The sequence below is a fragment of the Arcicella sp. GW821-FHT09D11 genome, assembly GCF_059416265.1.
Window position 1 is genome coordinate 556,946 of record NZ_JBWKOV010000002.1, and the last position, 17,176, is coordinate 574,121.

Below are 17,176 nucleotides of genomic sequence, written 5' to 3' on the forward strand. Positions count from 1 at the left end.
CTATACATGGCTGAATTTCGGACAACATTTACTATTCCAGTTGTACAAAATAAAATTTCAATTGATTCCCAGTTAATCACGCTAGGCTCTTGCTTTGCCGATGTAGTTGGGAATCAATTGAAAAATAATAAGATTAAAATCGAAGTTAACCCACTGGGGACATTATTTAACCCTCTTTCGATTTTTAAAATCCTCTCTCCAGATTATCAATTTGTCGACGAACGACTGTTTGTCGAGCATCAAAAAACTTGGTTTCATTACGATTTTCATTCACAATTCTTTGCTGAATCTAAGGACGTGCTAAGGGATAGTATCAACGAACAACTTAAGGGCATATCTAATCAATTACTTCATACCGATTTCCTGATTATTACCTTCGGAACAGCTTTTATATACAAGCTTTTGGAATATCCTGCTTATGTAGCTAATTGCCATAAAATGCCAAGCAAATATTTTGAAAAGGACTTACTAAGCGTAAAAGATATATGTAAAAGTTTTGCGATACTTTATAAGCAACTGAAAGAGACGAATCCGAATCTGAGAATCATTCTCACGGTTTCGCCAGTAAGGCATACAAAAGATGGTATTCCCGAAAATCAGGTTTCAAAATCTATTTTGCGTGCAGCTTGTCATTATCTAACGACAGATTATAGCGATGTTGAATACTTCCCATCTTATGAAATAATGATGGATGATTTGCGTGATTATCGCTTTTATAAAGCAGATTTAATTCATCCTAATGAAGTAGCAGAGCAATACATTTTTGAAAAATTCGCAGACACTTATTTTGACGATAAATTAAAATTATTCGTAGCAGAATGGACTCAAATTAAAAAAAGACTCGCACATCGTCCGTTCAATGAACAATCAGATGCTCATCAGAAATTTCTAAGCAATCTTTTATCAGATTTAACCCGAATAAGCTCAACAGTTGATGTATCAGGCGAGATTGAGTTAGTGAAAGAGCGAATAGCCCAAAAATAAAAAAACCTCGATAGAATCGAGGTTTTCAGAGCTTCATTGTTAAATGGTATTGTATAAGAGGATAGTTAATTGTTTTTGCCAAATAATTATTGGCGGTTACTCTATAATTATCAAAAATTGCTCTGGTAATATTTTTTAAATCTCTATTAGCTAAAGATTTGTTTGATTTCAAAATTTTAGAAGCATAGCCCATCCAAAAAACTTTATTTGAATTTTTATCAATCATCGTAATGATTAATGTGCCATTATTCAAGCTTTTTCGATATACATCAAGTGTTTCGTGCTGTAAAGAAGTATTTATATATACTTTCTTAACATCTTGCATACTGAGATTTTTATCATAAACAGCATAAGAAACTAACACATCTGCGTTATCGCTTTCTGTATAGCCTCGTATAGCCATCTGCTTTTCTATCTCTTCTTTAATCACCATTTCGTTTAACGATGACTTTGATTCCTGTGGGCGACTCACTTCTTGAACTATCGCAAAAGAACGATTTTCGGTATTTATTTCATGAAAGTCGTTATTGGCTTTCACTTGTATTACTTCCCGAGTGCATGAAGTAGCAAGAAGTCCAACAATGAATGTTGTAACAACTATGCGTTTCATTAATTTTTAAGATTGTTTTTGGATATTGGCGTTTAAGCCTCTACAAATGTAGTAGAAAAAATATTTAAAATATAACTTTATTTACTTTTTTTTTAACTAATTGAATTTTAATCACAAATTTTAGCTTTAATAATTCTATAATTTACAATGTGATTTTTGTAAGTATTTTATTCTGAGGGGGTTATAAAAAAAATAAATCCCTTCCCCAAAGGAGAAAGGATTTACGGAAATATCCAAAAACAATCTCAAAAAATTAAATATTTTTATTTCTTTAAAACTACTACTGAGTTTACCAGATAACTATTTTTCTCTGTAATTAAATTATAAACTTTGTTTACTTTTCTAGTTCCAGCTTTGGTAATAAATACGTTAAACTTCTTGAACTTTCTAGTTTCATTGTCGTAAACAAATACACTTTGACCTACTTTTAAATCAGCAATTGTTGTTTTGCCATTTTCAGTAAAAATAGGGTGATTAGCTGTGGCTTCAAGTTCTTTTAATCGATACTTTACTGAAACGGATGCCGTAATCATCTCACTTGGATCTACCAATAATACCTTTACAATATCAAATTCGCTGTTCTCGTGAATATCAACTTTTTGAACAATAGTAGGCTCAGCTATCTTTTTGTTGATATTATATGATGTCACAAAATCGCCATCTTTCACTTCGCTAATGTTTTTGATTTCTCCATTAGCCATTGTTACTTTTGCTTCCGCAGGAAAGCAGTACTCGTATTTGTCCTCTTCTTTGCCTTTTTCTCCAGCAACGCCCGAGAACTCTTTGGCTAAAACGAACGCAACACATGATGAAAATCCTGAAACTGATTTTTCGCCATCTTTCAAATCATCAATATATTTACCCCACGTTTCTTTTTCTGCTAATGGATTAGGGACAACCAAACTGATTTTCTTTCCGTCTTTTGGGGTTGTAAAAATCATTAAATTGGCAATTTCTTTCATGCCAGCTACTTCTAAAACTTTGTACAAATAAATTCTTCTTTCTAAGCCATCCGAGAATTTAAAAATATACGGAGAAGTACTGTTATCTAAAATAAAATTACCATCCTTTACATAAGTATCCTTGTCTAAGTTTTTGATAACAATTTTCTTTACTGCTTCAAATTCGCTTAGTTTAATACCCATTTTTTCGCCTTCTTGTGCGAAAACGCTAATTGATAAACAAAGTAAGGTTATAAAATATATAATTTTCTTCATGCTGAAATCTTGTTTTACGAAACAGAAACCTAAGCTCCGTTAACTCGTTTATGAATTTGTGTTACTACCGAATTTGCTGACTCTAAAGCACCAGCCATCCAAGCTGTAAGGTGAGAAGTGTGTTCACCTGCTAAATAAATTTCATCATCTGGCTTAATGAGGGAAGGGTAGAAGCGTTTTCTAGCTGAGTCGCTGTATTCTGCCCATCCTCCTTTTGAATAATTAATTTTTTGCCAGGCTAATGAAAATGAGTTTTCAAATTCAGTTTTGTACTGTGGGTGAATTTTTCCACCTTGTTCTAAGGCTGCTTTCTCTCTATCGGCTAAGCTTAGGTTTCCCATTCTTAATGCCCTATCGTGAAAGTTGTAATAACCTTTTAACACTCCTTTTTTACCCATAAAATTATAAGAAGGATAAAAAATTTGTGTGATATCCATATTGGTTTTAGAAATTCCTCCGAATATGTTATCGTCTTCCTCCCAGAATCTCCTTTTAAATTGTAATCCGATTTTACCAGTATTCATATAAGGTACAAAATCAGCCGCTCTACGAATATCCGATGATAAATCAGACGTAATACCTTTTAAAATACGCAAAGGGATTGTACAAATACAGTAATCGCCTAATATTTCTTTAACAGTACCCGTTTTGTCTTTGTAAACAATTTTAACACCGGGCGAAGTTTTTCTTATTTCTTGCACCTCAGCCTGAAATTGAATTTTACCTTCTAATCGTTTGGCAAAAGCATAAGGCAAAGCATCCATTCCACCAACAGGTTGTAACATGACGGGCTGTTGATTGAAAGTATATTCACCAATATTTGAAAAAGCAGGATGAAAAAGCCCCGATTCAATAATATCATGCAATAAATGTGGTGAGGCTAATTCTGGAGTTTGTTCTCCGTATCCACCTTGACGTTTATATCCATGCCGTTCAGAACCTTTGTACTTCTTCATAATATCCAAATCGCCCTCTTCTTTTAAGTATGCACTTAATTTTTCAAGGTCTTCTTTGGTTACTTCTTCGTCGAGTGCTTTTTTATCAATTGACTTTGATAACAATTCGTAAGTATATCCACGCACGTCAGCATGAATCTCCCTTATTTTAATGGGTTTGTTTGATAATTTACCAGTTCCTTCTGAATAATAATAAGCTCCTTCATTTACGTTCATGAATATCTCCAAGGGGATATTAAATTCACGGCAATAATGTAAAGAAAGCGTATGATTATGTGGAATTCTGGCCGCTCCACCATTATAATAAAGACCTTTATCGAACTTACAAACCTGTGTGGTGCCTCCAATCTCAGTTTCTGTCGTTTCCCCTCTTACTGTCCAAACTCTTCCTCCTGGGCGACTTCTTGCTTCTAAAATGGTGACATCGTATCCTAATTTTATTAATTCATAAGCACTTGACATTCCAGCTAAACCAGCACCTAAAATAACAATCTTTTTATTAGCCTTATTTCGCTGTAAATTAAGTGGCTTTGCATTGGCTTCAGGTATTAAGCCGAAGCCGAGCATGGTTAGGTAACTGGCCGAGCCAGTTTTTTCGATAAAATCTCTTCTTGTCATCTGTCGCAAATTAGTAATTCCTTGTGAAAGGGATATTTAATGCGATTTCACAAGGAATTACAGAACTAAGAAATAACCTTGGTAAAGGCGTCGGCAAATGCCTTCATTTCGTCCATAGTTCCGATTGAAACCCTGCACCAATGTTGACGCTCAAATTCCCATTTTCTAAGCATGACACCTTCTGCTGCCATTTTTGAAAGCATATCAGAGCCTTTCATTTTTAAAGGGAAAATCACGAAATTGGCAGATGACGGTATGTATGTATATCCAGCTTTGGTTAAGAATGAATACAAGTATTGTTTTGACTCCTCAGTATTCTTTAAAGTCAATTGTTGAAACTCTGTATCTTTAAATGCGGCAATGGCTGCGGCAAAAGAAGGAACAGACATGTCAAAACCACCAGAGCAGTATGGTTGAATCATTTTCAGAATCTCTGGTTTAGCAATCGCATAACCACAACGTAAGCCTGCAAAAGCATATAGCTTTGACATCGTGCGCAACACTAAAACATTTTTACCTGCTTTTACAGCGGGAATCATTGATGCTGTTTTAGGGTCTTTGGCGTAATCAATATAGGCTTCATCTGAAAGAACAGTGATTTTGTCTGAAACCTTATCAATGAAAGCACTGAATGATTCAGAAGGGAGTACCGCTCCAATGGGATTATTAGGATTGGTAACATATACCAAGCTTTGAGAACCATTAATTCTAGCAGCCGTAGCATCTAAATCGTATTGATAATCTTTGGTCAAGGGTACTTTTTCCATAGGTACTCTTTCTTCATTGCCTGAGATATAGCAAGGGTCACCAACCAGAATCTTTCCTTTTTGCCCATAAGCAACTAAAGAAGCGGTAAGTAACTCTGAAGAACCAGCACCTAATAAAATATAATTTTCAGGAACACCTTCTTTTTCGGCAATTGCTTTGATTAAATCACCACGAAGTTTGAAAGCATATCGGTTTGAATCACCGATGGCACCTATTAATGCTTGTCTTGTTTTTTCTGATGGCCCCCAAGGGTTTTCGTTAGCACTTAATCTAACAAGCCTTTTGGCAGGTACAGGTATATTAGAATATTCTTGTTCTAGTAAAAACTCAGGGAGAAGGCTATATTGTAGTTCTTGTCTAACTACAGGGTTAGCAGCAGCTTTTTGGATGAATGCACTGGCTGTACTTAAACCAGCAGTTGCAAAAAGACTTTTTTTAAGCCAGTTACGGCGATTCAGATTCGATGACATTTCACACAACGTTTAAGAGTGAATGAATTGATTTAATGATGAAGTTAATAAAGCTTATTACAATACTCAATTAAAACGCTACAAGAAAATTATCTGAACTCCTACGGGGTGATTAGCCCCGTAGAATTCGGAAATTGATTTATATAAGTTGATGAAGTATGATTGTTGTACTATTTTTATTTAAAGGTAATTTAAAGTTTTTAAAATCAAAATTGATTTCGGTAATTTTTTCGTTTAAAAATGTATTGATAAATGATAATATATTTAAAAATACTTCTCTTTTCGGTGATAAAATTACTAATTATTTAAATTACTTTGCAAAAGTACATAAAATAAGTTTTTATTTAAATAGAGAGAAACACTCATTTATGTAAAAAATGTTGTACAAAAATAATATTCACGACTTCAGCCTATAGACTTTCTTGGTACGTTTTGTTATTTAACGGATGCTCTTGACAGACGTGTAAAGGACTGACCTTTGTAACTACCACTCCAATTGAGAGGAATACTGTTGCCAGATGCTGGTGCAGAAAGCCCTAAGGCTAACCAAGTTTTCTCAACACTTATTTTACCTTTGGCATCTGTTGTTAGCTCGGCCACTACAGCGCCAGTATTACGCAAAGTGATGGTGATTTTAGTATTGGCTACAGGAAGCGAGTCAATTCCTTTTTTATAATCTAAAAGATTGGTCTTATCTAATTCAAGGATTCTTGCTGATAAAACCACATTTCCAGTTTTGGTATAGCTAATGGTTGGCTCGGTAGCAAAATCTCCAGGGGCAGTTCCATCAATAGCTACTAAAACAGGAGATACGACTCTTGGTACAAAAGGGTCGTCTACGTTTTTACAAGATACCATCGTTAACAATGCAAAAAGAGCTATTAGAATAATTGGGGGTAATTTATCTATGTGTTTCATGATTGTTCTAATTTAATGTTTAATTCAACTACTGATTTTGCCTTATTTTTCTGCCCACCAAAGTTTAGTTTTCATATCATTGGGTCCGCCGTTTAATTTTTCACCTTCTGCCACATTTTTAGCATTCAACGAATATTCAGAACCAGGATAAGGTAATCTTGTTGGAATGACTGCACTGTTTTCAAAGACAGCTCTTGGGTCAGGCGATGGCATGACAGGATACCCCGTTCTGCGATACTCTGTCCAAGCTTCAATACCTTGCCCGAATAATGAAATCCACTTTTGGTCAAGTATCTTTTCACGTGTTGCTGTGCCCAACTTTGTAATTAAATCGCTTGCACCTGTGATGCCAAATTGTGAAAACGACGCCGTAATACCTTTTTCAAAATACGATTGAGCATCTCCTGTAATATCACCATCAATACTAGCCTCCGCCAAAATAAATTGTAATTCAGAATAAGTCATGATTACTTCGGGCGAAGCTGCAGCCGTAAAGAAGGTTCCGATGGTTGAACTGCTTTCAAGATAAGTAGTAGCAATAGCATCTGGCAAGCCGTTAGCATGCCCTTCGTATTTACCTGATTTATTAGGGTTACCAAATACTTTAATTCTAGCATCGCTTACACCATTCATTTTGTCAACTAGCGTTTTACTTAAATTCCAATCGGTTCTACCATCTTGGATAAGTACCTGATTCCACTCGTTATTACTTGGTAAAATGGTAGTACATTTCAAGGAAGCATTGTCATCGTTGCTCGTGAAGATTGGATATTTAGTAGCATCTGATAAAATCTCACGCATGATTGCTCTTGACTCAGTAGATTTTTTAGCTGCCTGACGGTTGGCTAAACGCAAACGTAAAGAGTTAGCAAATTTTTTCCATTTTAAAATATTCCCACTATAAAGAATATCACCAGAAACGGCTGGACCAGCTACATTCAATTTTTCATTGGCTACTTTCAAATCTTCAAGCATTCCTGCATACACTTTTTCCATAGAATCGTAAGCAGGCGTATATACAGGGTCTGTTGCTGTCCCTTTTAATGCCTCGCTATAAGGAATAGCGCCCCACATATCAGTGATGATAGAGAATGTCCAAGTACGCATTACCAAAGCAATCCCTTCATAGTTGGCGTTCGGAGCAGTTCCTTTTTCTCCGGAAATAACCATGATTCTATTGAAGTTTGATTGCGCATCATTAAAAAAGCCTTTCCAGTTGTTTAATGGCAATGCTTGCGAAATACCATAATTGTCGCCTTCGTTTGAATAAATATTTCTTGTAAGATGTTGTACCCAAAGTGCCGCACCATCTAAGTTTATTCTTTCAAAACGGGTTCTATGTCCCCAGTAGCGGTCGATGGAGCTTTCAATACCTGTTGGTAAAAGAAACTGTGGTGTAATCGACGACGGGTTGTTGGGGTCAACATTCATTTTGTCGAAAGTACTCGTGCAAGACCCTGACCCTAAAATAATGCAGGTAGCCAGAAGGTATATTTTGCTATATTTTCTCATGTTGTAATAATCTTTTTAAATGAATCCGAGCTTTGTAATTTAGATTAAATTCAATACTCAGAATGATTAAAGTTTATCGTCAGGTTTTGCCTAGAAGCTAAAAGATAAGTTAGCGCCTAAACTTCTTGTTGAAGGTAATTCACCATAGCCAAAGCCTTGTTTGTTGCCACCATTGGCATCAATTTCTGGGTCTTGGTGTGGATGATTTTTAAATATCATCAACACGTTACGACCAACTGCTGAAATTTTTGCTGATTGGAAACCAAGTTTTTTAACAAGGGCTGTAGGGAGCTTATAGCCGAATGATACCTCACGAAGTTTTACATAGCTACCATCAAAAATAGCTGCTTCATGATAACGACGAGGGTTGTTGTAACCATAGTATTGGTTGGCACTTACGATGATGTCGTTTGGTGCATATACCTTTGTTCCATCGGGATTAGTAGACACTACCATAACCCCCTTGCCAATTACGCCTTCTTCACGACCAATGGCTGTTTCTGCATACTGACCCGTCCAACGTGCATTGGACGTTCCTTCATCAAAAATATCACCACCCATTCGTACATCAATTAATGTAGCCAATGAGAAGTTTTTATAAGAAAATGTGTTAGTGAAACCACCTATCCAATCAGGTTGAATATTCCCTAATATTTTTTGTGTTGTTGAAAGTTGTGGCAATCCATTAACCATCAATAATTGTCCGTCTGGGGCTCTCTCAAAACCATAGCCATACAGTGTTCCGTAAGGCTGTCCAACCCTAGCTTCGGATGTTAAACCGCGACGCTCGTTAAGGATATAGGTAGTTAAGCCTTCTGCTAATTCAACCACTTTGTTTCTGTTACGAGCAAAATTGAAGCTTACATCCCAGCCAAAACCATTCGATAATTTTAATGGAGTACCAGAAAGGGTGATTTCAATACCAGAGTTGGTGATTTGACCAGCATTCAAAATACGAGTATTGTAGCCCGAAGCCTTTGAGATTTCTACGCCAAGAATCTGGTTTTTAGTTTTTTGTTCATAATAAGTAAGGTCTAAATTTAATTTCCCTTTGAACAAGCGGAGGTCTAAACCAGCTTCAAGTCCAGTAGTAATTTCTGGTTTAAGGGTCGAGTTAGAAATTGTAGTGTTTTCTGCAAATTCAGGCGTCGCTCCATTCCATGAAGTACCAGCACGATAGGTTTGTGAAAGCTGATAAGGGTCTGCATCGTTCCCTACTTGTGCTAAACTGAAACGAGCCTTACCAAATGAAAGCACATCGCTTTTAATACTCTCTATTAAATCAGTAAATACTACACTCAATGAAGCTGATGGGTAAAAGTATGATCTATTGTCAGCAGGTAATGTAGACGACCAGTCATTACGCGCTGTTAAATCTAAGAAAATAGCATTCTTGAAGCCTAAGTTAACTGCACCGAAGGCACTTTGTACTTCACTTTTGGTAATAGTAGAAGCAATAGTGTTTTGACTTGGCACTGCGTTCCCTGCATTATACAATCCATCAATTACTAATTCACCTACATACAAATAATTCCTTTTATAATAGTTTGTTCTTACGATTCCTCCAACCTGTGCATTAATAGAGAAATCTTTATTAACGTTTGTGTTATACGTTAATATCGCATCTGTGTTAGTTTCTTGTCTACGAAGTACTTCCTCTGAGAAACGACCAGGTGTGCGGTTCCCATTTCTTACTCTTTCAAAGTTTACAATGTTAATACGGGTATCAGACCAAACATCTGTTCCTGTTCTTAACATCACACTCAACGAAGGCAATATTTTGTAGTTCAAAGCAATGTTACCTACTAAGCGATCTTTGTCATTAGAATAGGGAAGTTTTTCTTGCGTATAGTATGGGTTAGTAAAGAAAGTATGTTGCCAGTTTGGTGGGTCGTTATCAGGTAGTTTTCCTGCAACAGCACGTTGAATATGGGTAGCAGTGTACGACTGCCAGTCACGTAGTTGGTCCCACGAAACGTGTCTATGCGACCAGATAAATTCCTGTCCAGAAGCATAACTACGGTTATCAGCCCAAGACTTAACATATTCGGCAGATAGTGTAACATTAAATTTGTTTGTAAAGTTGTACCCAGAGTTGAATTTGAAGTTATTACGATGAAAATCATTGAAATACATGATTCCTTTTTGGTCAAGATGACCTAATGATAAGCGGAAATTACCTTTTTCGTTCCCTCCTGAAACAGCCACATTGTTTGTAAAAGCCGTACCAGTTTGCCAGAATTCTTGGTAATTATTCGGTTGTGGTGTAAGCGGTGCAACATCTTTTCCTGTCCACCATTGGCGTACTAAACGCCCATCCATTGGCGCACCCCAGCTTTCATCAGTACCTTCAGTGCCACTCAATGGCGAATTTGGACCATAAGCCGCTCTGTATTGAGCAGTCTCTGTAGGGTCTGTGATAGAACCACTCCAACCATCATTATACCAAGTACGGTAACCATTACCACCCCCATAAGTATTTTGAAAATTTGGTGAAATAAATGGTCGTTCTGCTACGAAATTTGAGTTTACCTCAACCCCGATGCCTTTCATCCCAGCACCGTTTTTGGTAGTAATCAAAATAACCCCATTGGCCGCTCTTGAGCCATAAAGTGCTGCCGCATTTGGCCCTTTTAATACCGCAATATCTTTGATGTTATCAGGATTTACTTCTGATAAGCCAGAACCAAATTGTTTGTCGAAAGATTGTTGAATAGGTACCCCATCAATAACAACCAAAGGCTGGTTATTACCAGAAACGGATGAAGAACCACGAATCTGGATAGTAGCAGCAGCACCTGGGCCTGAACTTGTATTTACCCTGAACCCTGCTATTTTACCAGAAAGTCCGTTGGCTACGTTTGAAGACCTAGCTTCTGTAACGCTCTCACCTTTAAGTTGTTGTTGTGAAAAACCCAGTGCTTTTTTATCTCGCTGAACACCTAATGCTGTAACAACTACTTCGCTGAGTTGCATAATATCAGGTTTCATTTTTACAGAGATGGATGTCTGCGAACCCACGGGTACTTCATAAGGTGCCATGCCTACGAAAGTAAAAACTAATACATCTTTAGATTGACATGCTATGCTAAATTTACCTTCACTACTTGTATTTGTACCACTTGTAGTTCCTTTGATTAATACGGTTACTCCTGGCATTGGAGCTCCATCTTCAGAAGAAGTGACTGTACCTGTCACACTTTGTTTTTGAGAAAAGACCGTGGACGAAACCAACAGTATTCCCCATAAGAAGAGTAAAGTTTTGTTCATAAATATTAGTTGTTATATGGTTGGTAATCTAATAATGCAATAGTGACTCAATAAAGGAAATAGAATATCAGGCCAGAGATTTTGACATCAAAGGCAATGGTAAATTGGTAGTTAAGATTTTTAAATCAATAGGAACAGCCACACCACTTTGTAAAGAAAAGTGGGGAATTGTGATTTAATAAAATTGTATAAGTTGAAGCGTTGTTTTTGGAAAGTATTATAAATAAAGGAATTAGTTAGTTTGACTTTTGGAAGTCGGGAAATGGTATTCTTTTAGTTTGTTGGTTTATGTATGAGAAATTATACTTAATGTAAAATTCAAAGAGTTTTATAGAAATGCCTAATAACAGTTTTTTATTTCGCTTTTTATTTATTTCTAAGTACGATTATAATGGTTTTATTTAAAATACCAAACATAATTCCAATAATTTTTCAAATACAGCATTAAAAATATTTTTTATTATTTAAAATTTTATAATAAATATAATGTTTCTAAGAGTGGTTAAAAGTTTATTTAATAAAATGATAATTCTTATTTTTTGATTGACAGTATAAATACGCTTTTATTATTAGTGGTATATGTTAGTGTAAACTACTTAATTATCAAGAAGATATATATTGTTTATTTAACCAATTGAATTTTCGATTATATTGTATTTCGAATACAATAACAAAAACAATATTTATGGAAAATCTATCCTTAGAACAATTGCGTTATCCGATTGGAATATTTAGTAAGCCCGATGAAATTAAAGATGATTTATTGAAATCTTGGATTGATGATATTTCAGAACTTCCTACATTACTTAAAGAATCAGTTGAAGGACTGACCGAAGAACAGCTAGAATTGCCCTATCGCCCAGAAGGCTGGACCATCCGCCAAGTGATTAATCATGTGGCAGATTCGCACATGAATGCTTATTGTCGTTTTAAATTAGCCCTGACCGAGGATTCTCCTACTATCAGACCTTATGAAGAACAATTTTGGGCAGAACTAGAAGATGGTAAAAATGGACCTATTGAATGGTCTCTGACGCTTTTAGAAGTACTACATAAGCGATGGATTATGATGTTAGAGTCTTTGACAGAAGAACAATTTGACAGAACATTTATTCATCCAGCCACTATGCATGCCAATAGTCTTCGTACAGTTACTGGAATGTATTCATGGCATGGAAGGCATCATACAGCACATATTACCGAACTAAGAAAGCGAATGGAAATATAATTTTATAAGAAAAGCGAGAAGCTGAATCTTGTTAAAATACAAAAAATAACCATGACGTTGTTTTAGTTTTCAGCATTTATCGCCTTTCATCTTTTTTCTCTTATCTTTAACCTTTCATTCAACAACCACTTTAAAGATTTGGTATTAACCCTTTGTACATGGAACGTTTCACAGGACTTATTGGAATAGTATTAATTTTAGGAATAGCCTATTTGATGTCAAATAATAGAAAAGCGATTAATTACCGAACAGTCGGGGTTGGTTTAGCTTTACAGTTTGGTTTGGCCGTTTTTATTTTACGAACTGATATTGGGAAAAAACTCTTTACAAAGTTAGGAGAGATGGTAAATCAGCTCTTAGAAAAAGCTGATAAAGGAGCAGAATTCGTATTTAGTTCTTTGGTTCAACCAGAATTAATGACAAAAGCATTTGGACCAGGGCATGATTTTGTCTTCTTTTTTAAAGTAATTCCAACAATTGTATTTGTAGCCGTTTTGGTGAATATTCTTTACCATCTTGGAATTATGCAAAGAGTGATTGCTGTACTAGCCAAAGGGATGCACTGGCTGATGGGAGTAAGTGGGGCAGAAGCTCTTTCAAATGCAGCATCTGCGTTTGTGGGTCAGGTAGAGGCGCAGATTATGATTAAGCCATATTTAAAAGGCATGACCAAATCTGAATTATTAGCTTCGATGACGGGTAGTTTTGCCTGTATTGCTGGCGGTGTAATGGCTACTTATATTAAATTAGGCGTACCTGCTTCATACCTACTCGCTGCAAGTATCATGGCGGCTCCTGGGGCTTTGGTGATTTCTAAAATTGTGTATCCAGAAACTGAAAAATCAGAAACACAGGGTTTTGTTCAGCTAGAAATTAAGAAAGTACATTCAAACTTAGTAGATGCTATTGCTTCGGGTGCTTCTGAAGGACTTAAAGTAGGTTTTAATGTGATTGCGATGTTGATTGGCTTCATTGCCTTAATTGCTTTGATAGATTCAATTTTGTGGCACATTGGCTTTTACGTTTTTGGAATGGCAAACTTAAGTATGAACTTTATCTTAGGAAATGTATTCTCTGTTTTTGCATGGGCAATGGGTGTACCTAGTAAAGATACGCAAGTAGCAGGTGCTTTAATGGGTACTAAGATGGTAGTAAACGAATTTGTAGCTTACCTAGATTTAGTTAAAATTAAATCAACACTTGATGCGAAGACGCTTGCTATTACAAGTTTTGCATTATGTGGATTTGCTAATTTTAGTTCGGTAGCGATTCAGATTGGTGGTATTGGGGAGTTAGCTCCTGAACGTCGTACAGACTTAGCCAAATTAGGTTTTAAAGCATTAATTTGTGGTACATTGGCTAGTTATTTATCAGCTACTTTAGCAGGATTATTGCTATAATAATATTGATAGGACTTCATAAAAAACCCTGACGTTTAATAAAGCGTCAGGGTTTTTATGTTATGTTTCTATTAGCTGGCGACTTAAGTCGCCAGCTAATAGAAAGAATTTGAGCAATCGTTTTTATACTTGAAATTATTTATTCATTTACTTAATATTATCAAGATTGTAATGTAAGCCTCTGTTTTCTTTTCTGGCCCTGGCATCTTTAATGACTAAATAGGCTACATTAATCATATTCCTTAATTCATTGATTTGAACGGATATTTTTGATTGTCTGTAAAGTTCTTCGTGTTCTATATAAATTAGTTCCAGACGGTCATAGGCTCTTTTCAAGCGTCGGTCTGTTCTTACAATACCAACGTAGTTACTCATAATTGACTCTAGTTCGCGAGCCATCTCAGTAACTAATACTAATTCCTCTGGATGCGTCGTTCCTTCATCATTCCAATCAGGAATATTCGTTGGAAGTATATTTTCTTCAAAGGTTTCTATTGATTTCAAGAAAGCTCTATGGGCATACACAATGGCTTCGAGTAACGAATTTGAAGCTAATCGGTTAGCACCGTGTAGTCCTGTAGAAGAACATTCACCTGCCGCAAAAAGGAAATTAATGTTGGTCTGTGAATGTTCGTTTACTTTAATCCCTCCGCAGAGATAATGTTGTGCAGGTACTACGGGAATCATATCATCGCCAGTAATGTCTAAGCCAAGGTTATCTTTACAATAGTCATAAATCATAGGGAAGTGATGCCTGAAATCCTCTTTTTCAAGATGACGAGTATCCAAATACACATGGTCAACACCATTTTTTTTCATTTCAGAGTCAATCGCTCTGGCTACAATATCACGGGGCGCTAATGACAAACGTTCATCATACTTTTCCATGAAAGTAGTCTCGTCGATATTCTTTAAAATACCACCATGACCACGTACTGCTTCCGAAATTAAAAATGAAGGCTTTTTGCCTGGTTGATACAAGGATGTAGGGTGAAATTGGATAAACTCCATGCCTTCTACAAAGCCTTTGGCGCGATACGCCATTGCAATGCCATCACCCGTGGCAATGGTTGGATTGGTAGTACTTTGGTAAACTTGTCCGATTCCACCAGTGGCTAACAGCGTAGTTTTAGCCAAAAAGGTTTCAGTTTTCCCAGTAAGGGTATTAAAAATATAAGCCCCAAAGCATTTTTTGTCAGGGGTATCCTTTGTTACTTTTTCACCTAAATGATGTTGAGTAATAAGGTCGATAGCGAAATAATGCGTAAAGAAATCAACACTTTTAAAAGATTTTACTTTCTCTAATAAGGCTCTTTCAATTTCATTACCAGTGGAGTCTTTATGATGTAAAATTCGTTGGTCTGAATGCCCACCTTCTTTCACCAAGTCATAAGAGCCATCATTTTTCTTGTCAAAATTTGTCCCATAAGAAATTAACTCTTTTAGGCGTTCAGGCGCTTCAGTTACCACAATTTCCACAGCCCTTTTATTCGACATAAAATCGCCCGCAATCATTGTATCATTGATATGTTTTTCAAAAGAATCATCATCTTTCCAAACAGTAGCGATACCCCCTTGGGCATATTTTGTATTGCTTTCTTCTTCTATGGTTTTAGTGAGGATAGCAATCTTGATATCTTTCCCTTTTTCCTCAAAATAGGTAGCAATTTTTGCTGTATATGAAAGCCCTGCGATGCCTGAGCCGATAACTAAAAAGTCGTATTGGGGCATAATGATGAAAACGGCTTGCCGCCCGCATTTTATAAGTTAATGTAAATTTTTAATGTCATGAATAAACAAAGTTATTTTAAAAACTTCTTTATTTATACTTTGAGTTGGAATTTATATAAAACAATGCTTTTCGATAGATGGCTAACCCTTGTATATACTAAGTGAAATGTTAGGGAATGAACAGTAGTTTCTAAGATAGAATACATATTTTTGTAAAAAGTAGGCATCAATTTTGCAGGGAAGAAGGTAATTAGACGTTAAAATTTTAAACTTTTATTCGGTAAATCAGGATAAAAAACATAGATAAATGTAAGATATTCATGCATGTTTTAACAGCCAAAGTACCTTAAATAGTATAATTAAAGGCTTTTTGACTGTGAACTTTCCAGTTAAAAATTTCTCTAAACCAGTCGGAATTATTAAATTCGGAAACTCAACGAAATTATTAGGTTAGCCATAGACTAGTGCTTGCCAAAATTTAAATTATTTATGGAAGAGACAACAAAAGGTAGTAGCATTTGGAAAGCGGTGACGGGTTTTTTAGCTATTATAGTGGGGATTCTTGCCTATTTGTTGTTTGATGCTAACAATTTTAAGAAGAATCAGGACGTAATTATACATCAAAAAGCAAAAGAATTATCTGCAACAAGTATTCGATTAGATTCTATCGGTATTCAGTTAGATGCCAAAATTGCTCAAATAAAATCACTAGGAGGGAAGGTAGAAGATTTGGAGGCTACAAAAAAGCAATTAGAAAATGATAGAATGCTATTAAGGAAAGCAAATAATGTATCGGTTGCCCACTTTGAAAGTAAGATTAAGGATTATGTAAGTTTATTAGCCAAGAAGGACACTGAAATAGGTAAATTCAAAAAGGAAAATAGCAAACTATCAGAAAAGAATAGGAGCCTGTCTGGTGAAAATGCCTTGTTGTTTACTGAAAATATCACTTTGAGGATAGAAAAACAAGGACTGAGTGATTCACTAGATGCTTATACCAAAAGAAACCAAGCCCTCACGGCAAAAGTAAGTTTGGCATCAGCCCTACAGGCTCAATCTGTAAAAGTGATTGCCATTTCAAGAAAAAATAAAGAAAGAGATAGCGGTGTTTATAGGGTATCGAAGGTTGATAAAATCAAGATAGTGTTTCAATTACAACCTAATCTGATTGCTAAACAAGATGTAAAATCTATTTATGTAAGAGTGCTAGACCCCGATGGAGCGGTTTTATACGACAGTAATGCAGGTTCTGGAAATTTTGAGTTGGCAGGAAAACAAACCAGTTATACTGTTAAGAAAGATATTTTGTATCAGAATAATGGGCAAGGAGTAGAACTTGTGTATGCGCGAGGTGGTATGGCTAAATACCGAGTTGGACATTATACAATAGAAGTATATTGTGAAGGATATAAAATAGGAGGAGGAAGTTTTGAGGTTAAATAAAATAGCCAATAAAATATCGTATTAATATTGATAGCCCTTTCATCGTAAAGG

At 35.8% G+C, this 17,176-nt stretch carries 12 protein-coding genes; 4 read left to right on the forward strand and 8 right to left on the reverse strand.

Annotated elements, in window-relative coordinates; translation table 11 throughout:
* Positions 1-6: 6 nt before the first annotated feature.
* Entirely contained in the window at positions 7-984 is a 978-nt protein-coding gene (locus tag AC07N0_RS07495; protein WP_494588693.1) for a GSCFA domain-containing protein, read from the forward strand.
* 25 nt (positions 985-1,009) lie between these two features.
* Here the strand turns inward: AC07N0_RS07495 and AC07N0_RS07500 are convergent, their stop codons facing one another.
* The 7 genes from AC07N0_RS07500 to AC07N0_RS07530 all read right to left on the reverse strand — a co-directional run bounded on the left by AC07N0_RS07500 (position 1,010) and on the right by AC07N0_RS07530 (position 11,323).
* Positions 1,010-1,594 (reverse strand): DUF4136 domain-containing protein, encoded by a 585-nt coding sequence (locus tag AC07N0_RS07500; protein WP_494588694.1) that lies wholly within the window; start codon positions 1,592-1,594, stop codon positions 1,010-1,012.
* Positions 1,595-1,857: 263 nt separating this feature from the next.
* The gene (locus tag AC07N0_RS07505) at positions 1,858-2,811 is read right to left on the reverse strand and encodes a Hint domain-containing protein (RefSeq protein WP_494588695.1); all 954 of its coding nucleotides are present in this window, start codon (positions 2,809-2,811) and stop codon (positions 1,858-1,860) included.
* A 29-nt stretch (positions 2,812-2,840) separates the two neighbouring features.
* Positions 2,841-4,385: a flavin monoamine oxidase family protein gene (locus AC07N0_RS07510; protein ID WP_494588696.1), complete on the reverse strand. Its 1,545-nt coding sequence runs from the start codon at positions 4,383-4,385 to the stop codon at positions 2,841-2,843.
* Between the two features lie 65 nt (positions 4,386-4,450).
* The gene (locus AC07N0_RS07515) at positions 4,451-5,623 is read right to left on the reverse strand and encodes a pyridoxal phosphate-dependent aminotransferase (protein WP_494588697.1); all 1,173 of its coding nucleotides are present in this window, start codon (positions 5,621-5,623) and stop codon (positions 4,451-4,453) included.
* A gap of 435 nt (positions 5,624-6,058) precedes the next feature.
* Positions 6,059-6,541, reverse strand: coding sequence for a hypothetical protein (locus AC07N0_RS07520; protein ID WP_492801911.1), 483 nt, complete (start codon positions 6,539-6,541; stop codon positions 6,059-6,061).
* A gap of 42 nt (positions 6,542-6,583) precedes the next feature.
* The gene (locus tag AC07N0_RS07525) at positions 6,584-8,053 is read right to left on the reverse strand and encodes a SusD/RagB family nutrient-binding outer membrane lipoprotein (protein WP_494588698.1); all 1,470 of its coding nucleotides are present in this window, start codon (positions 8,051-8,053) and stop codon (positions 6,584-6,586) included.
* A gap of 90 nt (positions 8,054-8,143) precedes the next feature.
* Positions 8,144-11,323: a SusC/RagA family TonB-linked outer membrane protein gene (locus AC07N0_RS07530; protein ID WP_492801915.1), complete on the reverse strand. Its 3,180-nt coding sequence runs from the start codon at positions 11,321-11,323 to the stop codon at positions 8,144-8,146.
* A 685-nt stretch (positions 11,324-12,008) separates the two neighbouring features.
* Between AC07N0_RS07530 and AC07N0_RS07535 the strand changes: the two genes are divergently transcribed.
* Positions 12,009-12,551, forward strand: coding sequence for a YfiT family bacillithiol transferase (locus AC07N0_RS07535; RefSeq protein WP_494588699.1), 543 nt, complete (start codon positions 12,009-12,011; stop codon positions 12,549-12,551).
* Between the two features lie 158 nt (positions 12,552-12,709).
* Positions 12,710-13,951, forward strand: a complete 1,242-nt coding sequence (locus tag AC07N0_RS07540; RefSeq protein ID WP_492801918.1) for a NupC/NupG family nucleoside CNT transporter — start codon at positions 12,710-12,712, stop codon at positions 13,949-13,951.
* A gap of 147 nt (positions 13,952-14,098) precedes the next feature.
* On the opposite strand, the gene nadB is transcribed toward AC07N0_RS07540, so the two are convergent.
* Positions 14,099-15,682, reverse strand: coding sequence for an L-aspartate oxidase (gene nadB, locus AC07N0_RS07545; RefSeq protein ID WP_492801919.1), 1,584 nt, complete (start codon positions 15,680-15,682; stop codon positions 14,099-14,101).
* A gap of 489 nt (positions 15,683-16,171) precedes the next feature.
* Here nadB and AC07N0_RS07550 point away from each other — a divergent pair, with 489 nt between their 5' ends.
* Entirely contained in the window at positions 16,172-17,125 is a 954-nt protein-coding gene (locus AC07N0_RS07550; RefSeq protein WP_494588700.1) for a DUF8428 domain-containing protein, read from the forward strand.
* Positions 17,126-17,176 lie beyond the last annotated feature (51 nt).